The organism is Paenibacillus sp. y28, from assembly GCF_037137075.1.
GTDB lineage: Bacteria > Bacillota > Bacilli > Paenibacillales > NBRC-103111 > JBBBNV01.
In genome coordinates this window covers 35,617-50,240 of record NZ_JBBBNV010000030.1, presented here as the reverse complement: position 1 = coordinate 50,240, position 14,624 = coordinate 35,617, and the positions used below count along the sequence as shown (strand labels likewise).

General features: G+C 53.3%; 12 protein-coding genes and 1 other RNA gene. 1 reads left to right on the top strand and 12 read right to left on the bottom strand.

Annotated features, from left to right (window positions below; translation table 11 throughout):
- Positions 1-744: 744 nt before the first annotated feature.
- The 8 genes from ssrA to WBG83_RS19145 form a co-directional block, all read right to left on the bottom strand.
- Positions 745-1,108: a transfer-messenger RNA gene (gene ssrA / locus WBG83_RS19180) on the bottom strand.
- A 344-nt stretch (positions 1,109-1,452) separates the two neighbouring features.
- Positions 1,453-1,938 (bottom strand): SsrA-binding protein SmpB, encoded by a 486-nt coding sequence (smpB, locus tag WBG83_RS19175; protein WP_336746935.1) that lies wholly within the window; start codon positions 1,936-1,938, stop codon positions 1,453-1,455.
- Between the two features lie 249 nt (positions 1,939-2,187).
- On the bottom strand, positions 2,188-4,911 hold the full coding sequence (gene rnr / locus WBG83_RS19170; protein ID WP_336746934.1) for a ribonuclease R: 2,724 nt from the start codon (positions 4,909-4,911) through the stop codon (positions 2,188-2,190).
- Positions 4,908-5,696, bottom strand: coding sequence for an alpha/beta hydrolase (locus WBG83_RS19165; protein ID WP_336746933.1), 789 nt, complete (start codon positions 5,694-5,696; stop codon positions 4,908-4,910). Before WBG83_RS19165 ends, rnr begins: the two co-directional genes overlap by 4 nt.
- A gap of 347 nt (positions 5,697-6,043) precedes the next feature.
- Positions 6,044-6,280 carry a preprotein translocase subunit SecG gene (gene secG, locus WBG83_RS19160; protein ID WP_336746938.1) on the bottom strand — a complete coding sequence of 79 codons (237 nt, stop codon included), beginning with the start codon at positions 6,278-6,280 and terminating at the stop codon, positions 6,044-6,046.
- Positions 6,281-6,394: 114 nt separating this feature from the next.
- Positions 6,395-6,727 carry a sulfatase-like hydrolase/transferase gene (locus WBG83_RS19155; protein ID WP_336746932.1) on the bottom strand — a complete coding sequence of 111 codons (333 nt, stop codon included), beginning with the start codon at positions 6,725-6,727 and terminating at the stop codon, positions 6,395-6,397.
- 115 nt (positions 6,728-6,842) lie between these two features.
- Complete coding sequence (locus tag WBG83_RS19150) at positions 6,843-8,258, bottom strand: HAMP domain-containing sensor histidine kinase (protein WP_336746931.1); 1,416 nt, start codon at positions 8,256-8,258, stop codon at positions 6,843-6,845.
- Complete coding sequence (locus WBG83_RS19145; protein ID WP_336746930.1) at positions 8,243-8,929, bottom strand: response regulator transcription factor; 687 nt, start codon at positions 8,927-8,929, stop codon at positions 8,243-8,245. Before WBG83_RS19145 ends, WBG83_RS19150 begins: the two co-directional genes overlap by 16 nt.
- A 226-nt stretch (positions 8,930-9,155) precedes the next feature.
- On the opposite strand from WBG83_RS19145, the gene WBG83_RS19140 reads away from it, so the two are divergent.
- Entirely contained in the window at positions 9,156-9,587 is a 432-nt protein-coding gene (locus WBG83_RS19140; RefSeq protein WP_336746929.1) for a YceI family protein, read from the top strand.
- 447 nt (positions 9,588-10,034) lie between these two features.
- Here the strand turns inward: WBG83_RS19140 and WBG83_RS19135 are convergent, their stop codons facing one another.
- From WBG83_RS19135 to gpmI, 4 genes are all read right to left on the bottom strand, one after another.
- Positions 10,035-10,349 carry a hypothetical protein gene (locus WBG83_RS19135; RefSeq protein WP_336746928.1) on the bottom strand — a complete coding sequence of 105 codons (315 nt, stop codon included), beginning with the start codon at positions 10,347-10,349 and terminating at the stop codon, positions 10,035-10,037.
- Positions 10,350-10,653: 304 nt separating this feature from the next.
- Positions 10,654-11,385 carry a M50 family metallopeptidase gene (locus tag WBG83_RS19130; RefSeq protein ID WP_336746927.1) on the bottom strand — a complete coding sequence of 244 codons (732 nt, stop codon included), beginning with the start codon at positions 11,383-11,385 and terminating at the stop codon, positions 10,654-10,656.
- 365 nt (positions 11,386-11,750) lie between these two features.
- Entirely contained in the window at positions 11,751-13,040 is a 1,290-nt protein-coding gene (gene eno, locus WBG83_RS19125; protein WP_336746926.1) for a phosphopyruvate hydratase, read from the bottom strand.
- A 44-nt stretch (positions 13,041-13,084) separates the two neighbouring features.
- A complete protein-coding gene (gene gpmI, locus WBG83_RS19120) occupies positions 13,085-14,623 on the bottom strand; it encodes a 2,3-bisphosphoglycerate-independent phosphoglycerate mutase (RefSeq protein WP_336746924.1) in 1,539 nt (512 codons plus the stop codon).
- Position 14,624: the final 1 nt, after the last annotated feature.

Sequence of the window (14,624 nt, the reverse complement as noted above, 5' to 3'; positions counted from 1 at the left end):
TTTTGTCTGCTCGTACTTATGAAACTGGACACCGCTACACATCACAGTATTCTTCAGCTTTATCGTTGGCTTAAAATTCTATTATGGGAACCGATGCATCAATGGATGGAACGAATTCACCGTAAACCTAGTCGAAAATCAGCGGGTAGGCGCAAGAAACAGTGAGCTAGTATTTCCGTCACTCAGGGGAAACTACATAAATTTACCAAATGGACAGAGAGCTACCTTCTGGTGGGCAATCGACTTTTTGGTAATGAAAACTAAAACCTTGTTCAGAATTATTCGAAAACTATGCCGCCGACTTTTTATGCAACGCTAGTGAGGACACTATAAATCTCAATATTAATATCGTCTTGTTGACCACATAATAAATACCCTAATGGATGCAACGCCACACTCATGTTAGATACTCCTCCGATTTCACAAACTTTTCCCATAAAACTAACTATATCAATATATAATATCAGCTTCAACAAGATGCGTAACATATTTTAATATGTGACCGTAAGACTTGTAAAATCACCGGGCTTCGACGCGAGTACATCGAGAATTGTCGGTGACGCAGCAACAAGAGAAGATTTTTAAAGATGAAGCCATTCTGCTTCTCGTAAAGCAAGCGAAGAAGTAGAAGTTAATATGTTCATCGGTAGCTATGTAGAGTTATAAGGAGCATGTAAAGCATATTCCGAAGCTGAACGATGAGGAAAAGCAAAAACCACATCCTCATGAGGATGTGGTTTTACATGGTGGAGGCGAGGGGATTTGAACCCCTGTCCGAAGATAACGCCACATAAGCTTCTACGGGTGTAGTGACAGATTTGATGTCACCCTAGAGACTCCCCGTCACCGGATTCCCTTCGGGTCAGCCTGATTGTCTTCTTCAGCTCACCCCAGGCGGAGATGAGACAGCGTATCCCACTAGAGTTGAGCCCCTATCCCGGCACATGGGCGATGCAGGGTAGAAGCACGCTCACAGGTTATTAAGCTGCGAAAGCGTAGGATTGTTGTTGTTTGCCATTTAATAGGCGTTAGCGTTGATAAAGCGGTCGCGTCCCCACTACCCGCTACCCATGCTCGAACTATCCCCGTCGAATCCATAAACGCCCCCGAATTAGGCTGCCACACGAAGCTGGGCAGAGAGCTGTTTACACAAACAACGTATCAATCAAGCATTGAGCAGTCTCGACACACTCGGTGCCGACTACAATGAGTATAACACATTCAGCATGCCAATGTTACAACTGGTTGTTGGAAGCGGAGGAAATACAGCTTGAACCAGAATTCTGTTCTCGGATTTCTTCCATTTAGCATCATAAACGATCAAATCTCGAACCGCCACTGGATTGAAAATCGATCGAGAACTATAGAACCCGTTGGAAATCGCTGATCAAGCTCCTGCCTGTTTCAACTTTTATTACATAAATCATTGAGGCTGAAAATAATTCGCTGGCTTCATCGAGCAACCTTTTGCTTCTCGCGCAGGGCCCGTTGAATGTCACGCTGGGCATCCCGTTTGGCGGCTGTATCCCGTTTGTCGTATTGCTTCTTCCCTTTTGCAAGACCAATCAGCAGCTTCGCATAGCCGTTGCGGATATAAATCTTAAGCGGAACAAGCGTGTACCCTTCCTGCTTCACTTGGCCGAGCAGCTTGTTAATCTCCGGCTTCTTCAGAAGCAGCTTGCGTGCACGAGTCGGATCGGACGGATTGTTGCGGTTTCCCTGCTCAAACGGTGTGACGTGCATGTTGTGAACAAAAGCTTCGCCATTCCGAATGGTGCAGAAGCCGTCGGAGAGATTCGCGCGTCCGGCCCGAATCGATTTAATTTCGGTTCCCGTCAACACCATCCCGGCCTCGTAAGTGTCCTCGATAAAATAATCATGGGACGCCTTCTTATTCTGCGCAAGAGCTTTATTCGTATCATTCTTCTTGGCTGCCATATCCGCCACCTCGCTTTCCAACCGTTCAACCTTGTCACCCAAGCACCCTAGGAGCTAATTGTATCAACTTCAATTTGCGAAATCAAGGGAAAACACCGTCGTTTCAGACCAAGGCCTCCCGAAAATTCAGCTTTAATCATATCTCGGCGCTTCCTGACGCTATAAAATAAAAATTCCCGCCCCACGCAGCTTCATCCATGGGACGGGTAAGGGTTCAGATCAGATCGTATCCCTTATAACGTATACGCCTTACTTCTTCTTGCGCTTCCCGCCGGACCGTTTCTTCGGTCCGCCGCCGGCGCCGCCCGGCCCTGCTGCGCCCGGGCCGCTGAAGCCGCCCCCGGCTTCGCTGCGGGGGCCAACCCCAAACCCGCCGCCGCCCTTGCTGCGGCGGCTCTTGCCTCCGGCGGCTTTGCCGCCTTTGCGGCCGCCCGCTCCTGCGAGCCAGGAGCTGCCGCCCTCGCGGCTAGCGCCGCCTGCGCCGCCGCCCCCGGCTTCGCTACGGGGGCCTGCGCCCGCTCCCCCGGCTTCGCTGCGGGGGAGACTGATCGCGCCGCTCCCGCTTCCGGCGCGGGAACCGCGCTTGCCGCCGCCCGGCTCGCTGGTCCACGAGCTGCCGCTGCGCGCGGGCTTGCCGCGGCCCTCGCCGGAGCCTGCGGATGGGCCGCGCTGGCCTGCAGCGTCACCGCCGCGTTTGCCCGGCGCGCCGCCACGGCCGCCTGCACCGCCGCCACGCTTGCCGCCGCTGCGGGTGCCGAAGCCCCACATGTCCTTGCCGCCGCGCTTGCCGGCCCCGCGCTCACCGCGGTCGCCGCCGACCAGGTTGATCTTCTCGCCGCGCGGCTTCATGTCCACCATCTCGAAATCGATCGTATGCTCCTCCATGCTGACGCGGGCGACACGCACCTTCACCTCATCGCCGATACGGTAAATGCGTGAGGTCCGTTCGCCGATAAGACAATGCTGCATCTCGTGGTAATGATAATAATCATCGGTCAAATCGCTGAGGCGGATAAGCCCCTCGACCGTATTGTCCAGCTCCACGAACATGCCGAAGTTCGTAACACTGCTAATAATGCCCTCGAACTCCTCGCCGACCTTATCCAGCATAAATTCGGCTTTTTTGAGCGCTTCGGTATCCCGCTCGGCATCGACGGCCACACGCTCCCGCTCCGACGACTGGCGGGCATAATCATCCATACGCTCCGTCAAATACTCATGACGCGCCTCGCTTAAGTCGCCCTGCTCCATCACCTCGCGCATGACGCGGTGAATAATGAGATCGGGATAACGGCGGATCGGGGACGTGAAGTGGGAGTAGAACTCCGCCGCCAGACCGAAGTGGCCCAGACTGTTGGCATCATAACGAGCTTGCTTCATCGAACGAAGCAGCACCGTGCTAATAACAGTCTCTTCCTTCGCCCCCTTAATTTCCTCCAGCAGGGTTTGCAGCGCCCGCGGATGCACCCGGTTGCCCTTCCCGCGCACCATATAGCCGAAATTGGCAACAAATTCAATAAAATGCATCAGCTTCTCGCCGTCCGGGTCTTCGTGAATCCGGTACAGGAACGGAACCTTCATCCAGTGGAAATGCTCGGCGACGGTTTCGTTAGCCGCCAGCATGAACTCCTCAATAATTTGCTCGGCTACCGAGCGCTCCCGTTTCACGATATCGATCGGCTTGCCGTTCTCATCGACAATAACCTTCGATTCGGTAAAATCAAAATCAATCGCTCCACGCTGCATCCGGCGGTCGCGGAGCTTCATCGCCAGCTCTTCCATAAGCTTGAAGTCATCGACCAAACCGGCATAACGCTCCAGCAGCTCCGGATCTTCATCCACGAGAATTTTGCGCACGTTCGTATAGGTCATCCGTTCGACGGTCTTAATAACACTGGTGAATACATCATGCCGGACAATCTGCAGCGTGGACGCATCGAACTCCATCTCACAGGACATGGTCAGCCGATCCACCTGCGGATTCAAGCTGCAGATGCCGTTAGAGAGCCGGTGCGGAAGCATCGGAATGACGCGGTCCACCAAATACACGCTGCAGCCGCGATTGTACGCCTCTTTATCCAGCTCCGAGCCTTCCCGGACATAATAACTGACATCCGCGATGTGAACGCCCAGCAGGTAGTTCCCGTTCGGCAGGCGCTCCACCTGAACCGCATCGTCGAGATCCTTGGCATCCTCACCGTCGATGGTAACGATACGTTTGCCCCGCAGGTCGCGCCGTCCCGCCAGATCCTCTTCCCGAACCTGATCGGCCACCGAATCGGCTTCGGCCGTGACCTCATCGGGGAATGCTTCCGGCAGCTGATGCTTGCGGATGATGGAAATAATATCGACCCCCGGATCGTCCTTGTGTCCGAGAATCTCAATCACTTCCCCTTCTGCGGCCGCGCGTCCTTCCGGGTAATTAACAATGTTGACGACGACCTTTTGCCCCGTAACAGCACCGTTGAATGCAGGCTGCGGCACAAAAATATCCCGCACAATCCGCTTATCGTCCGGAATGACGAACGCGTACGTATCGAAGCTTTGGAAAACACCCACAATCTGTGTCACCGCGCGCTGCACGATACGGACAACTTCCCCTTCCAGCTTGCCGCCGGCGGCGCTTTTGCTCGTAATCCGAATCAGAATCGTATCCCGGTTCATCGCCCCGTTCAGATCATTGGCGTGAATGTATACATCCGGATGCTCCTTATCCTCCGGGATAAAAAAGCCGAAGCCCTTCGGGTGGGCCTGCAGCCGTCCGCGCAGCAGATTCATCCGTTCCGGCACCCCGTACCGCTCCGTGCGCGTCCGCAAAATTTCGCCTTTTTCCTCCAACTCATTAAGCAGCCGAAGGAAGTCTCTGAACGCCTCGGCGTCTTCTATCTGAAAATGCTTTTCCAATTCTTGGTAGGTCATCGGCTTATAGGCCGTTTCCCTCATAAATTCAAGCAGCTCTTGGCTTGTTATCATATCGCTTCTCCTTTTTCCTTGCCGTCAATTCCCGTTACTTCCAGTATAAACTGATGAATGTCCTGATAAACTTGCTCCCGACTCCGATCCAGCAAAATGGCGTGGGAGGTTTCCGGGTAATAATGGATTCGGCGCAGGGAAGCCGTCACACGTTCATAAATGTACCGCGCGCTGCGGGGCTGCACGGTCCTGTCATGTTCTCCCTGCCCAATAAGCAGCGGCGCCTCAACCCGGCTCAGCAGCCGCTTCACGTGACGCATCAGCTTACGCAGGCTGACTACACACGGCACCGGCGTTTTGGTATAAGCATACGCCTCAAATAATATATCGTCAGAAACGGACGGTTTTTTCTTACTATATTTAACGAAGTGCTGAAGCCAGAAGGCCAGCACCGATTTACGCGTCGTTAAATAAATCGGCGCAGCCAGCGAGACCACCCCGTCCAACTGCTGCTCGGCCGCCAGCTTCATCGCCAGCAGGCCGCCCATGGAGTGGCCGATCACTACAATATGACGGTAGCCGCAGCTTCGCAGCTGGTCATAGCTTTCCCGCACATGCCCCCACCAGTGCTGCCAGCGCGTCTTCAGCATATCCTCCGGCGATGTTCCGTGGCCCGGCAGCCGGATCGCATGAATACTGTAGCCAAGATCGTTCAAATAATAACCCAACCGACGAAACTCGGACGGCGATCCCGTAAAGCCGTGAATCAGCAGCACGGCGGTTTCCCCGTTTACGCCCGATCCGGGCAGTTCAAACGGCTCCGTACTCCGGTATACTCGTTCCATCTCTGGCACACCTCCTTCAATCCGGCCACGGTGTTCGCGTTACCCCTTATGTAAAACCGGCTTCGGCAATTCAAACCGGAACCGGTTCCCCGTCAAGTGAAGTATACCCTATCCGTATCAAAAACATGGCTCCGCCGCTGAACGGCATCGCCATATCAAACCGTCCACCCGCTTGCCCTGCTTGATGTTCCGCCCCGCGGGGCGACGTTCAGGAAAAACTGGCTAATCCCCGTCTTGCAGCCGGATAAAAACTGTAACGGCAATGGTTCGTCATGCGCTCCATATAGCAAAAAAAGCAGCAGGGGGAACCGACTCCACCTGCTGCCTGCATTCGTTCTTACGATGCACTAGGCTTTTAATACATATGCAACAACAAACGTCAAAATGAAAAACGCCGCCGCGCAAACAATTGTTACCCGCTCAAGCACTAGCTCCAGTCCGCGGGCGCGCTGCTTTCCGAACAGATGCTCCGCACCACCGGAGATGGCACCAGACAAGCCTGCGCTTTTGCCCTGCTGCAACAACACTGCGACAATCAAACCAACCGCCGCGATGATGAGCAAAATTTTGAACAATAAGACCATGTTTCCACCCCCTGCATGAATGGTCGGCGCCTCCTGCCAGAAAGCATCCGATACAATGACAAGCAGTAGTATTTTACCACACAATACACAGGAAAGCAATTTGTCTTCCATCATTTAACTTTGTGCTTCGTCAGCGCCGCTGCCTTCGCTTTTCAAATCAGCATTGTAGCCCGGCAGCGCGTCCGAATTGAGTCCGAGCATCGGCAGGTGATCCCCGAAGAAAACAATAACCGTCGGATCGCCCGATTGCTCAAAATGATCGATTAACAGCTGCAGACTCCTGTCGGCATCGCGTACCCCTTGCGTGCAGGTTTCCAGCGTATCCTTGGCATCCGGCGTCAAAGGGCCTTCCGTCTGAATATCCGCCGTTCCATAGCGCTCCTCGTCATTGGGCCATGGTTTTGCCTCGTCACCGCATAAATAAGACCGGCTTATCGGACCCGTCATTTTCCTCGATAATGCGGCATGTCCGTCCCCTCATCAACGGGGCAGACTTTTTTCTGTGAAAGAGCTGCTTTCCTACCCGGGATGCGACAGAACGTCATGACGGTTTTAGGCTGCATCATGTAAAAATACGGGGCTGCTCCTCCCTCGAAAGCGGGATACGCAGCACAAACACAGTCCCCTCAGGCGAGCTTTCCTTTAAACAAAGCGTGCTTCCCTGTGCCTCCGCCAGCATCCGGCTGAAGGTAAGCCCCAGACCCAAGCCCCGCGTGGCAAGCTTCTTATTCTCCCCGCGGTAAAATTGCTCGAAGATGTGCGGCTGCTCCTCTGCGGGAATTCCGCCGCCATTGTCCGCGAATTCAACCGCTACCCGGTCCGCTCCGTCCAGGTACACACGAACGGCAATTCGGACAGGCAGCTCATCTCTCCTTGCCTGCAAGCTGTTATTCAGCAGGTTCATCACGATTTGCTGAATACGGGAGGCATCGCCAAGCACCATAATAGGCCCCGGCGGTATATCTTTTGTAATGGCAGCCTGCCCCTCATGGACAAGCTGCCATTGGTAGCAAATTTCGGCCACCAGCCGCGTAATGTCCAGCAAATCGTGCCGAACCTCCACGAATCCGGTCGTAAACGCATTATAATCAATCAGATCCTCGACCATCACCTGCAGCCGCTGGGATTCCTTAAGGGCGATATCCAGAAATTCGTCGGATTCTTCCTTCTCAACAACCCCTTCCCGTACCGCATGGAGCAGCCCTTTAATGGAGGTAACCGGGGTTTTCAGCTCATGCGTAACGCCGGCCAGCATCATCGTCCTCCATTCCTCCAGCTGCTTCAGCCGGGACGCCATCCCTTTGAAGGAAACGATGAGCTCTGAGATTTCCCGCTCCTTGGCTGTATCCTCCAGGTGGATGTCATACTGCCCCATACTGACGGAATGGGCTGCCGCCGCCACCTCCCGTATCGGCCGGGACAGCTTGCGGGACAGCAGGTAAATCGTCAGCCATCCCATGGCGGTCAGCCCCGCCAGCATCGTCACAAGCAGAATCCGTTCGTTCGGCTGGAGGAAATAGGTGAGCGAATTTTGCGGCTGAGTTAAGATCACCGACCCAATTACACCGCCGCCGCCCATCACCGGGGTTGTGACCGCGGTCGTCTCCCGGCCTGAAGCGATATCGGCCAGCTTCTTCTCAATTTGCTCCGGTCCCAGCCGCGGCCTTGTATACAGCACATTTTCCTGCGCATCCATAATCAGCAGACAAAAATCAATCGGCAGGTTCAGATAATGCTTCCGGTCATCGACAATTTGCCCAATCGCCGGGGAGATCATCAGCCTGCCGTTCTCATCTACAATCCGGTCCGCGATTTCCAGGCCCAGCAGACCGGTCATCTGCAGCTTATTCTCCTTCGTACTGCGGTTAATCCAATACACGGAAATCGACGTGACCACCAGCAGGCCAAGGCACAATATCAGCAAATACCGGAGCGTCCAATAGGATAAAATCGAGGTTTGTTTTATTCTGCGATCCACAGCTGATACCCCGTTCCCCGCAGCGTTTTAATTTCGCCTTCGCCGGCCGGCCATTGCGACAGTACCTGACGAAGCCGCTTGATGGACAAATCCACTGCGCGATCGCTGCCCTCATAGTCCATCCCCCATACCTGTTCAATCAGCTGCTCCCGCGTAAACGTCCGGTTCGGGTTGTTCGCCAGAAACAGCAGCACCTGCAAATCCCGCGGCGTCAACTCCAGCTCCACCCCGTTCAAGCAAACCCGGTAGGCGGCAAAATCAACCTGCAGGCTGCCAAACCGCCGTTTCCCGTCTCCTTCCAGAAGACGCCCCGGCCGTCTCAGTACCGCCTGCACCCGCGCAACCACCTCCTCCGGCACGAATGGCTTGGTCATATAGTCATCGGCCCCTTCGTTCAAGCCGGATAGCCGTTCATGCAGCTGTCCGCGGGCGGTCAGCATAATGACAGGGCAGCTGCTCATCGCCCGGATGCGCCTCAGCACCTCCCAGCCGTCCGGAGCCGGAATCATCACATCCAGCAGCACCAGATCCGGCGCCTGCCGACCGAATCTCTCCAGCGCCTCGCTGCCGCTGATCGCCCGTTCGACCACAAATCCGGCCTTTTTTAAATACGCGGCGAGCACCCGGGAGATGGCCTCCTCATCCTCCACTACGAGAATTGTCTTCGTCATGTGACTTCGTCCTTTCCGGTCAAGCGCTATTCCTTTCATTGTACATAACAATCATTTTTCCATACAAGCACAAAAGTTTTTCGTCTGACACGTTCCTGACTTATGGCTTTGCTAGACTAGTACAAGGTCAGGCTTTGGAAATAATAGACAGCTAAAGTCCATAGGTACAATCAGTAGGATTGGCACCGGACGAGACATAGCCAAAATAGAGGAGGCCATACGAAGTATGAACAAGAAAAAAGGCATGATCGCCGCTGCAGCAGCCATTATTATTGTTGCGGGGGGCTACAGCGCATTTAATTATTACACCGGCAACCACGTGCAAATCGAGCAAGTCATTGCCGCCAACAGCCAAGTATCCGCGAGCAGCGCAGAAATAAAATCAGACCAGCTAAACGGTTCCTGGACCATCGCCCAGCCGTCCAATGTTTATTTCTCCATCACGACCTCCAAGGAAACAGTGAATTACTCGATGAACGATGTGCAGGGCTCCTGGCTTGTCAATTTATCCAACCCAACCCAGATGACCGGAGAAGGTACAGTTGATTTGAACACGATGAGCTCCGGCAACAACATGCGGGACAATCATGTCAAGGGGAACGACTACTTACAGGTAACCGCTCATCCGAAGGCCACGCTTATTGTATCCGAAGCGTAGGAAGTATATGAAAACAAGAGCATTAAACACACAATAAGTAGGATAATTATCTTTTTCCTGTTTTTCATTTTTAATGCTCCTTCATGCGGAAATTTTACTCTACAAAATGTAAAATAGCCACAGGACATCGAACCCGGACTGTGGCTGAAGAAATTTTTAGTAACCTGAAGATACGACTTTAGTTAAACCGCTTACACTTAATAGACTCCATTTTACGTTATAATCAGCCGGTGTCGTGTCCCATCCATCTCTAATTATAACATATCTATCCCCATTACTTTTAACACTATAACCAACAGCAGTTACTACATGATTTTCATATTTATCATCTTCTTTTAGATGAAGGATTGTTGGATGATGGCTCTGAATTTCCGAATCAAACGTTGGGAAAAAACTCGAGTTCCAAATGTAATCATTACTAGAGTCTACGGTGTAGTTTCCATTGTATTACCAATATTTGGTTATCCCCGTTGGAATATTAAACGGACTTGTTGAGTGATCGGTGGTATTTGTACCCATCTTATTCGCAAATTCTTGTGCAATAATGCTGGCCAGCAATTCATCAAATACCTCCTGGATCTGGGCATGGCTTACCTGCACTGCACGTAAGATTTTGAGAAGGCCGTCCTGGTCTCGGACCACATAATAGTACGTTGTCCCGTTCACTACGTTTGTGTCGGTGGAGACAGCGTCCGTAACCGTCGCAATGACTTCATACGGACTGCTGGCAATGATGGAGCGCTTCACATTGTAGCCGGTCAATTCCTGTCACTGAAGTCCATTGCAGATCGACCTTGGCACCCCCCCGGTACTGCAATCAGGTTGGCCGGTGCTGCAATGGAAAGCAGGTATCCGGTGCTGTCAATATCGATGGCATCCAGCGATATCGTATCCTAACCGCTGGCATTGGAAATGACGACACTATCGAAGCCCAGCGGCAGGTTTAATTTTTCGTAAATAATACATTTGGGTCCTTGAACTCAATCAAAAAGCAGAGCCTATTCCGAATCGCACATCGGAACAACTCTGCTTCTAATTACAATGCATGATGAACCGGATTCCATTCTTACTCATGCAGCCGCGTTGAATAGCCTGATGGTGCTGCATTCATCCCCTCAGCGCCCGTACGGCGCGCCGGCTTGCGGCGGAAGAAGTACGACAGCGACTTGGTCGCGCACCAAAGCGAGAATACTGCAAAGACGCCGGACCATATAAGCGGCGGCACCCCCGTCGCCTCAGCGAGCATCGAGGCATCCCCTGCGGAACCCGGCCGCTGCAAGGATGCCATCACCAGCGTGACCGGTCCGAACACAGATTCCTCCAGCGACAGGAACGCAATGAACAAATAAAACACATTCGTCACCGGACGCCACGGAATGATGAGCACCAGCAGCGTCAAGCCGATAAAGCCGCCAAGCCACAGCATGCCGAAGCCGTTGCGGACAAATAGCGCAAGCGACACGACGCTGATGACCAGCAGCAGCATTAGCCCTTGCCGCTGTCTGCCCTTGGCATACAAATAAAACCAGAGCACAGTAAACAGAGCCGCGGTTGTATAGCCCGCGAGGCCTACTCCAAGCTGTGCCCAGCCGCGCCGGATCATCGACATCGTTACCCCGCTATGGTCGGCAAACAGTTCAATATACTGGACCTCCCCGGAGAACAGCAGCGTGACAACCGCATGGCCAAACTCATGAATGAGTGTATCCACATTACGGAAAAAGGATGAAAACGGAAGCCAGCGTGTCAGCACGGATGAGGCGAACAAAAACAAGATCGTCAGCAGCCATTTTCCCACCAGTCGCCCTCCTTATCGTTACAACCCCCGCACCGCAGTTACACTGCCCGGGACGTTTCCTGCAAATGTCATCTTGCCTCTACTATGCCTTGATGCAGTCCTCATGTCAACTGGACTCCAGACCAGCTTCCCAATCGGGTGTATCTACAAACTGTGAAACACCACAACATCTACAAGGTGCGCTCATAACAAAAAAGCTTCCGAGGAGTTCCTGAGCACAGGTATCCTTGGAAGCTGGTTAGCAACGGCCGATTTTGTCTGCAAGCGGTTCTTTTCTGTTCCGGCAGCGGCAGGAAAATGTCATTATGACTTCTCCTGCCGCTGTCGTTAATCAGAACAGAGACCACACTGCGGCACAAACAAAATTACAGGCTTTTCAGGTTGTAGAACGCTTTGCGGCCGCCGTATTGAGCTACATAAGCCAGCTCATCTTCGATGCGGAGCAATTGGTTGTATTTCGCTACGCGGTCCGTACGGGACGGCGCACCGGTTTTAATTTGACCTGCGTTGGTTGCAACCGCGATGTCAGCAATCGTGCTGTCTTCGCTCTCACCGGAACGGTGGGAGATTACAGCCGTGTAGCCTGCGCGTTTGGCCATTTCGATTGCGTCGAAGGTTTCAGTCAGTGTACCGATTTGGTTTACTTTAACAAGGATGGAGTTTCCGATGCCTTGCTCGATACCTTGGCCCAGACGAGTGGTGTTCGTTACGAACAAGTCGTCGCCAACGAGTTGAACTTTGCTGCCAAGCTTGTCAGTAAGCAGCTTCCAGCCTTCCCAGTCGTCTTCAGAGCAGCCGTCTTCGATGGAGATGATTGGGTATTTGTCCACCCATGCAGCCAGGAAGTCAACCCACTCAGCAGATGTGAAGGATTTGCCTTCGCCTTCCAGGTGGTATTTGCCGTCCTTGAAGAACTCGGTGGAAGCAACGTCCATACCCAGGAATACTTCTTCGCCCGGCTTGTAGCCTGCGCGCTCGATAGCAGTAATGATGGTTTTGATTGCATCCTCATTGGAGCTCAGGTTTGGCGCAAAGCCGCCCTCGTCGCCAACTGCAGTGTTCAGGCCTTTATCTTTCAATACTGCTTTCAAGCTGTGGAAAATTTCTGCGCCCCAACGGAGTGCTTCTTTGAAGCTAGGTGCGCCAACAGGCAGAACCATGAACTCTTGCACGTCTACGTTGTTATCCGCATGCGCGCCGCCGTTGATGATGTTCATCATCGGTACAGGCAATGTTTTGGCGTTGAAGCCGCCAAGGTATGCGTACAATGGCACTTCAACCGCTTCTGCAGCTGCGCGTGCTACAGCCATGGAAACAGCCAGAATAGCGTTAGCGCCCAATTTGGCTTTGTTTGGCGTGCCGTCCAGCTCGATCATTTTGTTATCGATACCGACTTGGTCCAGAGCGTCCAGGCCGATAATTTCAGGAGCGATGATTTCGTTGACGTTCTCAACAGCTTTCAGAACGCCTTTGCCCAGGTAACGGGATTTGTCGCCGTCGCGAAGCTCTACAGCTTCATGCGCGCCAGTGGAAGCACCGGAAGGTACGATTGCACGGCCTACTGCGCCGCCTTCAAGATAAACTTCCACTTCCACAGTCGGGTTGCCGCGGGAGTCAAGCACTTCGCGGGCATACACATCAGCAATAATGGTCATTGTTCAGTAACACTCCTCTTTATTTGGATAAATGATTAGGCAAGTTAGTTGTTCATCATGGTGCTGCCGGTCATCTCGGCCGGTTTCGCCACACCCAGCAAATCAAGCACCGTCGGAGCAATATCCGCTAAAATGCCGTCATTCCTTAGTGTAACACCTTTGCGGGTCACAATGAAAGGTACCGGGTTGGTTGTATGGGCCGTATGCGGGCGCTCATCATCGGTTGTAACGATATCCGCATTGCCATGGTCTGCTGTAATCAAAGCCACGCCGCCTTTGGCCAGCACAGCATCAACGACTTTGCCAAGGCATTCGTCGGTTACTTCCACCGCTTTAATCGTCGGCTCCAGCATGCCGGAATGTCCGACCATGTCCGGATTGGCGAAGTTCAGGATAATTACATCCTGGCGCTCGGCTTCGATCTCGGCCACAGCCGCGGCCGCTACCTCGCGCGCGCTCATCTCCGGCTGGAGATCATAGGTAGCCACCTTCGGCGAGTTAATCAAAATGCGTGTTTCCCCCGGAAGCTCCGTATCGCGTCCTCCGCTGAAGAAGAAGGTCACATGCGGATACTTCTCGGTTTCCGCGATACGCAGCTGCTTCAGGTTGTTCTGAACCAGAACCTCGCCTAGTGTGTTATCGAGGTTTTTCGGCGAGTAAGCAACGAAGCCGCCTACCGTCTCGCTGAACAGCGTCAGGCACACATAATGCAGGTTGTGCGGCTGTTTCGGTCCGCGGTCGAACTCCCGGAAGTCGCTGTTGGTGAACACCAGAGACAACTGAATGGCACGGTCCGGGCGGAAGTTGAAGAAAATGACCGAATCCTCGGATTCAACAAGACCGACCGGTTTGCCTTCCCCATCGACCATTACTGTCGGAAGCACGAATTCATCATACACCGATTGCGCATAGGAAGCTTCAATCGCTTGAACCGGATCCGTTGCAGTTGGACCTTCGCCGTATACCATAGCCCGGTACGACTTCTCTACGCGGTCCCATCGTTTGTCGCGGTCCATCGCATAATAGCGGCCTTGCACTGTGGCTAGCTTGCCTACGCCAACCTCGGCGATATAATCAACAAGGCGCTGCATATAGCCTTTGGCGCTGTCCGGGGCAACGTCGCGCCCGTCCAGGAAGGAATGAATGTAAACATCCTCCAAGCCTTCACGCTTAGCCAAATCGAGCAAAGCAAACAGATGGTCGATGTGACTGTGAACGCCGCCGTCCGACAGCAGGCCGTACAGATGCAGCTTCTTGCCGTTCTGCTTCGCATGGCGCACTGCTGCCAGCAGCGTCTCGTTATCGAAGAAGTCTCCATCGCGAATGGATTTTGTAATCCGGGTCAAATCCTGATACACGATACGTCCTGCGCCGATATTCAGATGACCTACCTCGGAGTTGCCCATCTGTCCTTCAGGCAAGCCTACGGCTTCCCCGCAAGCGGTCAGTGTCGTATTCGGATATTCTGCCCAATAACGGTCGTAATTCGGCTTTTTGGCTTGCGCGACGGCATTGCCGTGCAGCTCCCCGCGAAGGCCGAAGCCGTCCAAAATAATGAGCGCTACAGGTTTTGGTCTAGCCATC

What these genes read in the sequence shown, in the direction of transcription:
- smpB (WP_336746935.1), bottom strand. Translation starts at nt 1,938, where the DNA reads ATGGCAGCCAAGAAGAATGATACGAATAAAGCTCTTGCGCAGAATAAG.
- WBG83_RS19145 (WP_336746930.1), bottom strand. Translation starts at nt 8,929, where the DNA reads ATGACGAAGACAATTCTCGTAGTGGAGGATGAGGAGGCCATCTCCCGG.
- secG (WP_336746938.1), bottom strand. Translation starts at nt 6,280, where the DNA reads ATGGTCTTATTGTTCAAAATTTTGCTCATCATCGCGGCGGTTGGTTTG.
- WBG83_RS19165 (WP_336746933.1), bottom strand. Translation starts at nt 5,696, where the DNA reads ATGGAACGAGTATACCGGAGTACGGAGCCGTTTGAACTGCCCGGATCG.
- WBG83_RS19140 (WP_336746929.1), top strand. Translation starts at nt 9,156, where the DNA reads ATGAACAAGAAAAAAGGCATGATCGCCGCTGCAGCAGCCATTATTATT.
- rnr (WP_336746934.1), bottom strand. Translation starts at nt 4,911, where the DNA reads ATGATAACAAGCCAAGAGCTGCTTGAATTTATGAGGGAAACGGCCTAT.
- eno (WP_336746926.1), bottom strand. Translation starts at nt 13,040, where the DNA reads ATGACCATTATTGCTGATGTGTATGCCCGCGAAGTGCTTGACTCCCGC.
- gpmI (WP_336746924.1), bottom strand. Translation starts at nt 14,623, where the DNA reads ATGGCTAGACCAAAACCTGTAGCGCTCATTATTTTGGACGGCTTCGGC.
- WBG83_RS19155 (WP_336746932.1), bottom strand. Translation starts at nt 6,727, where the DNA reads ATGACGGGTCCGATAAGCCGGTCTTATTTATGCGGTGACGAGGCAAAA.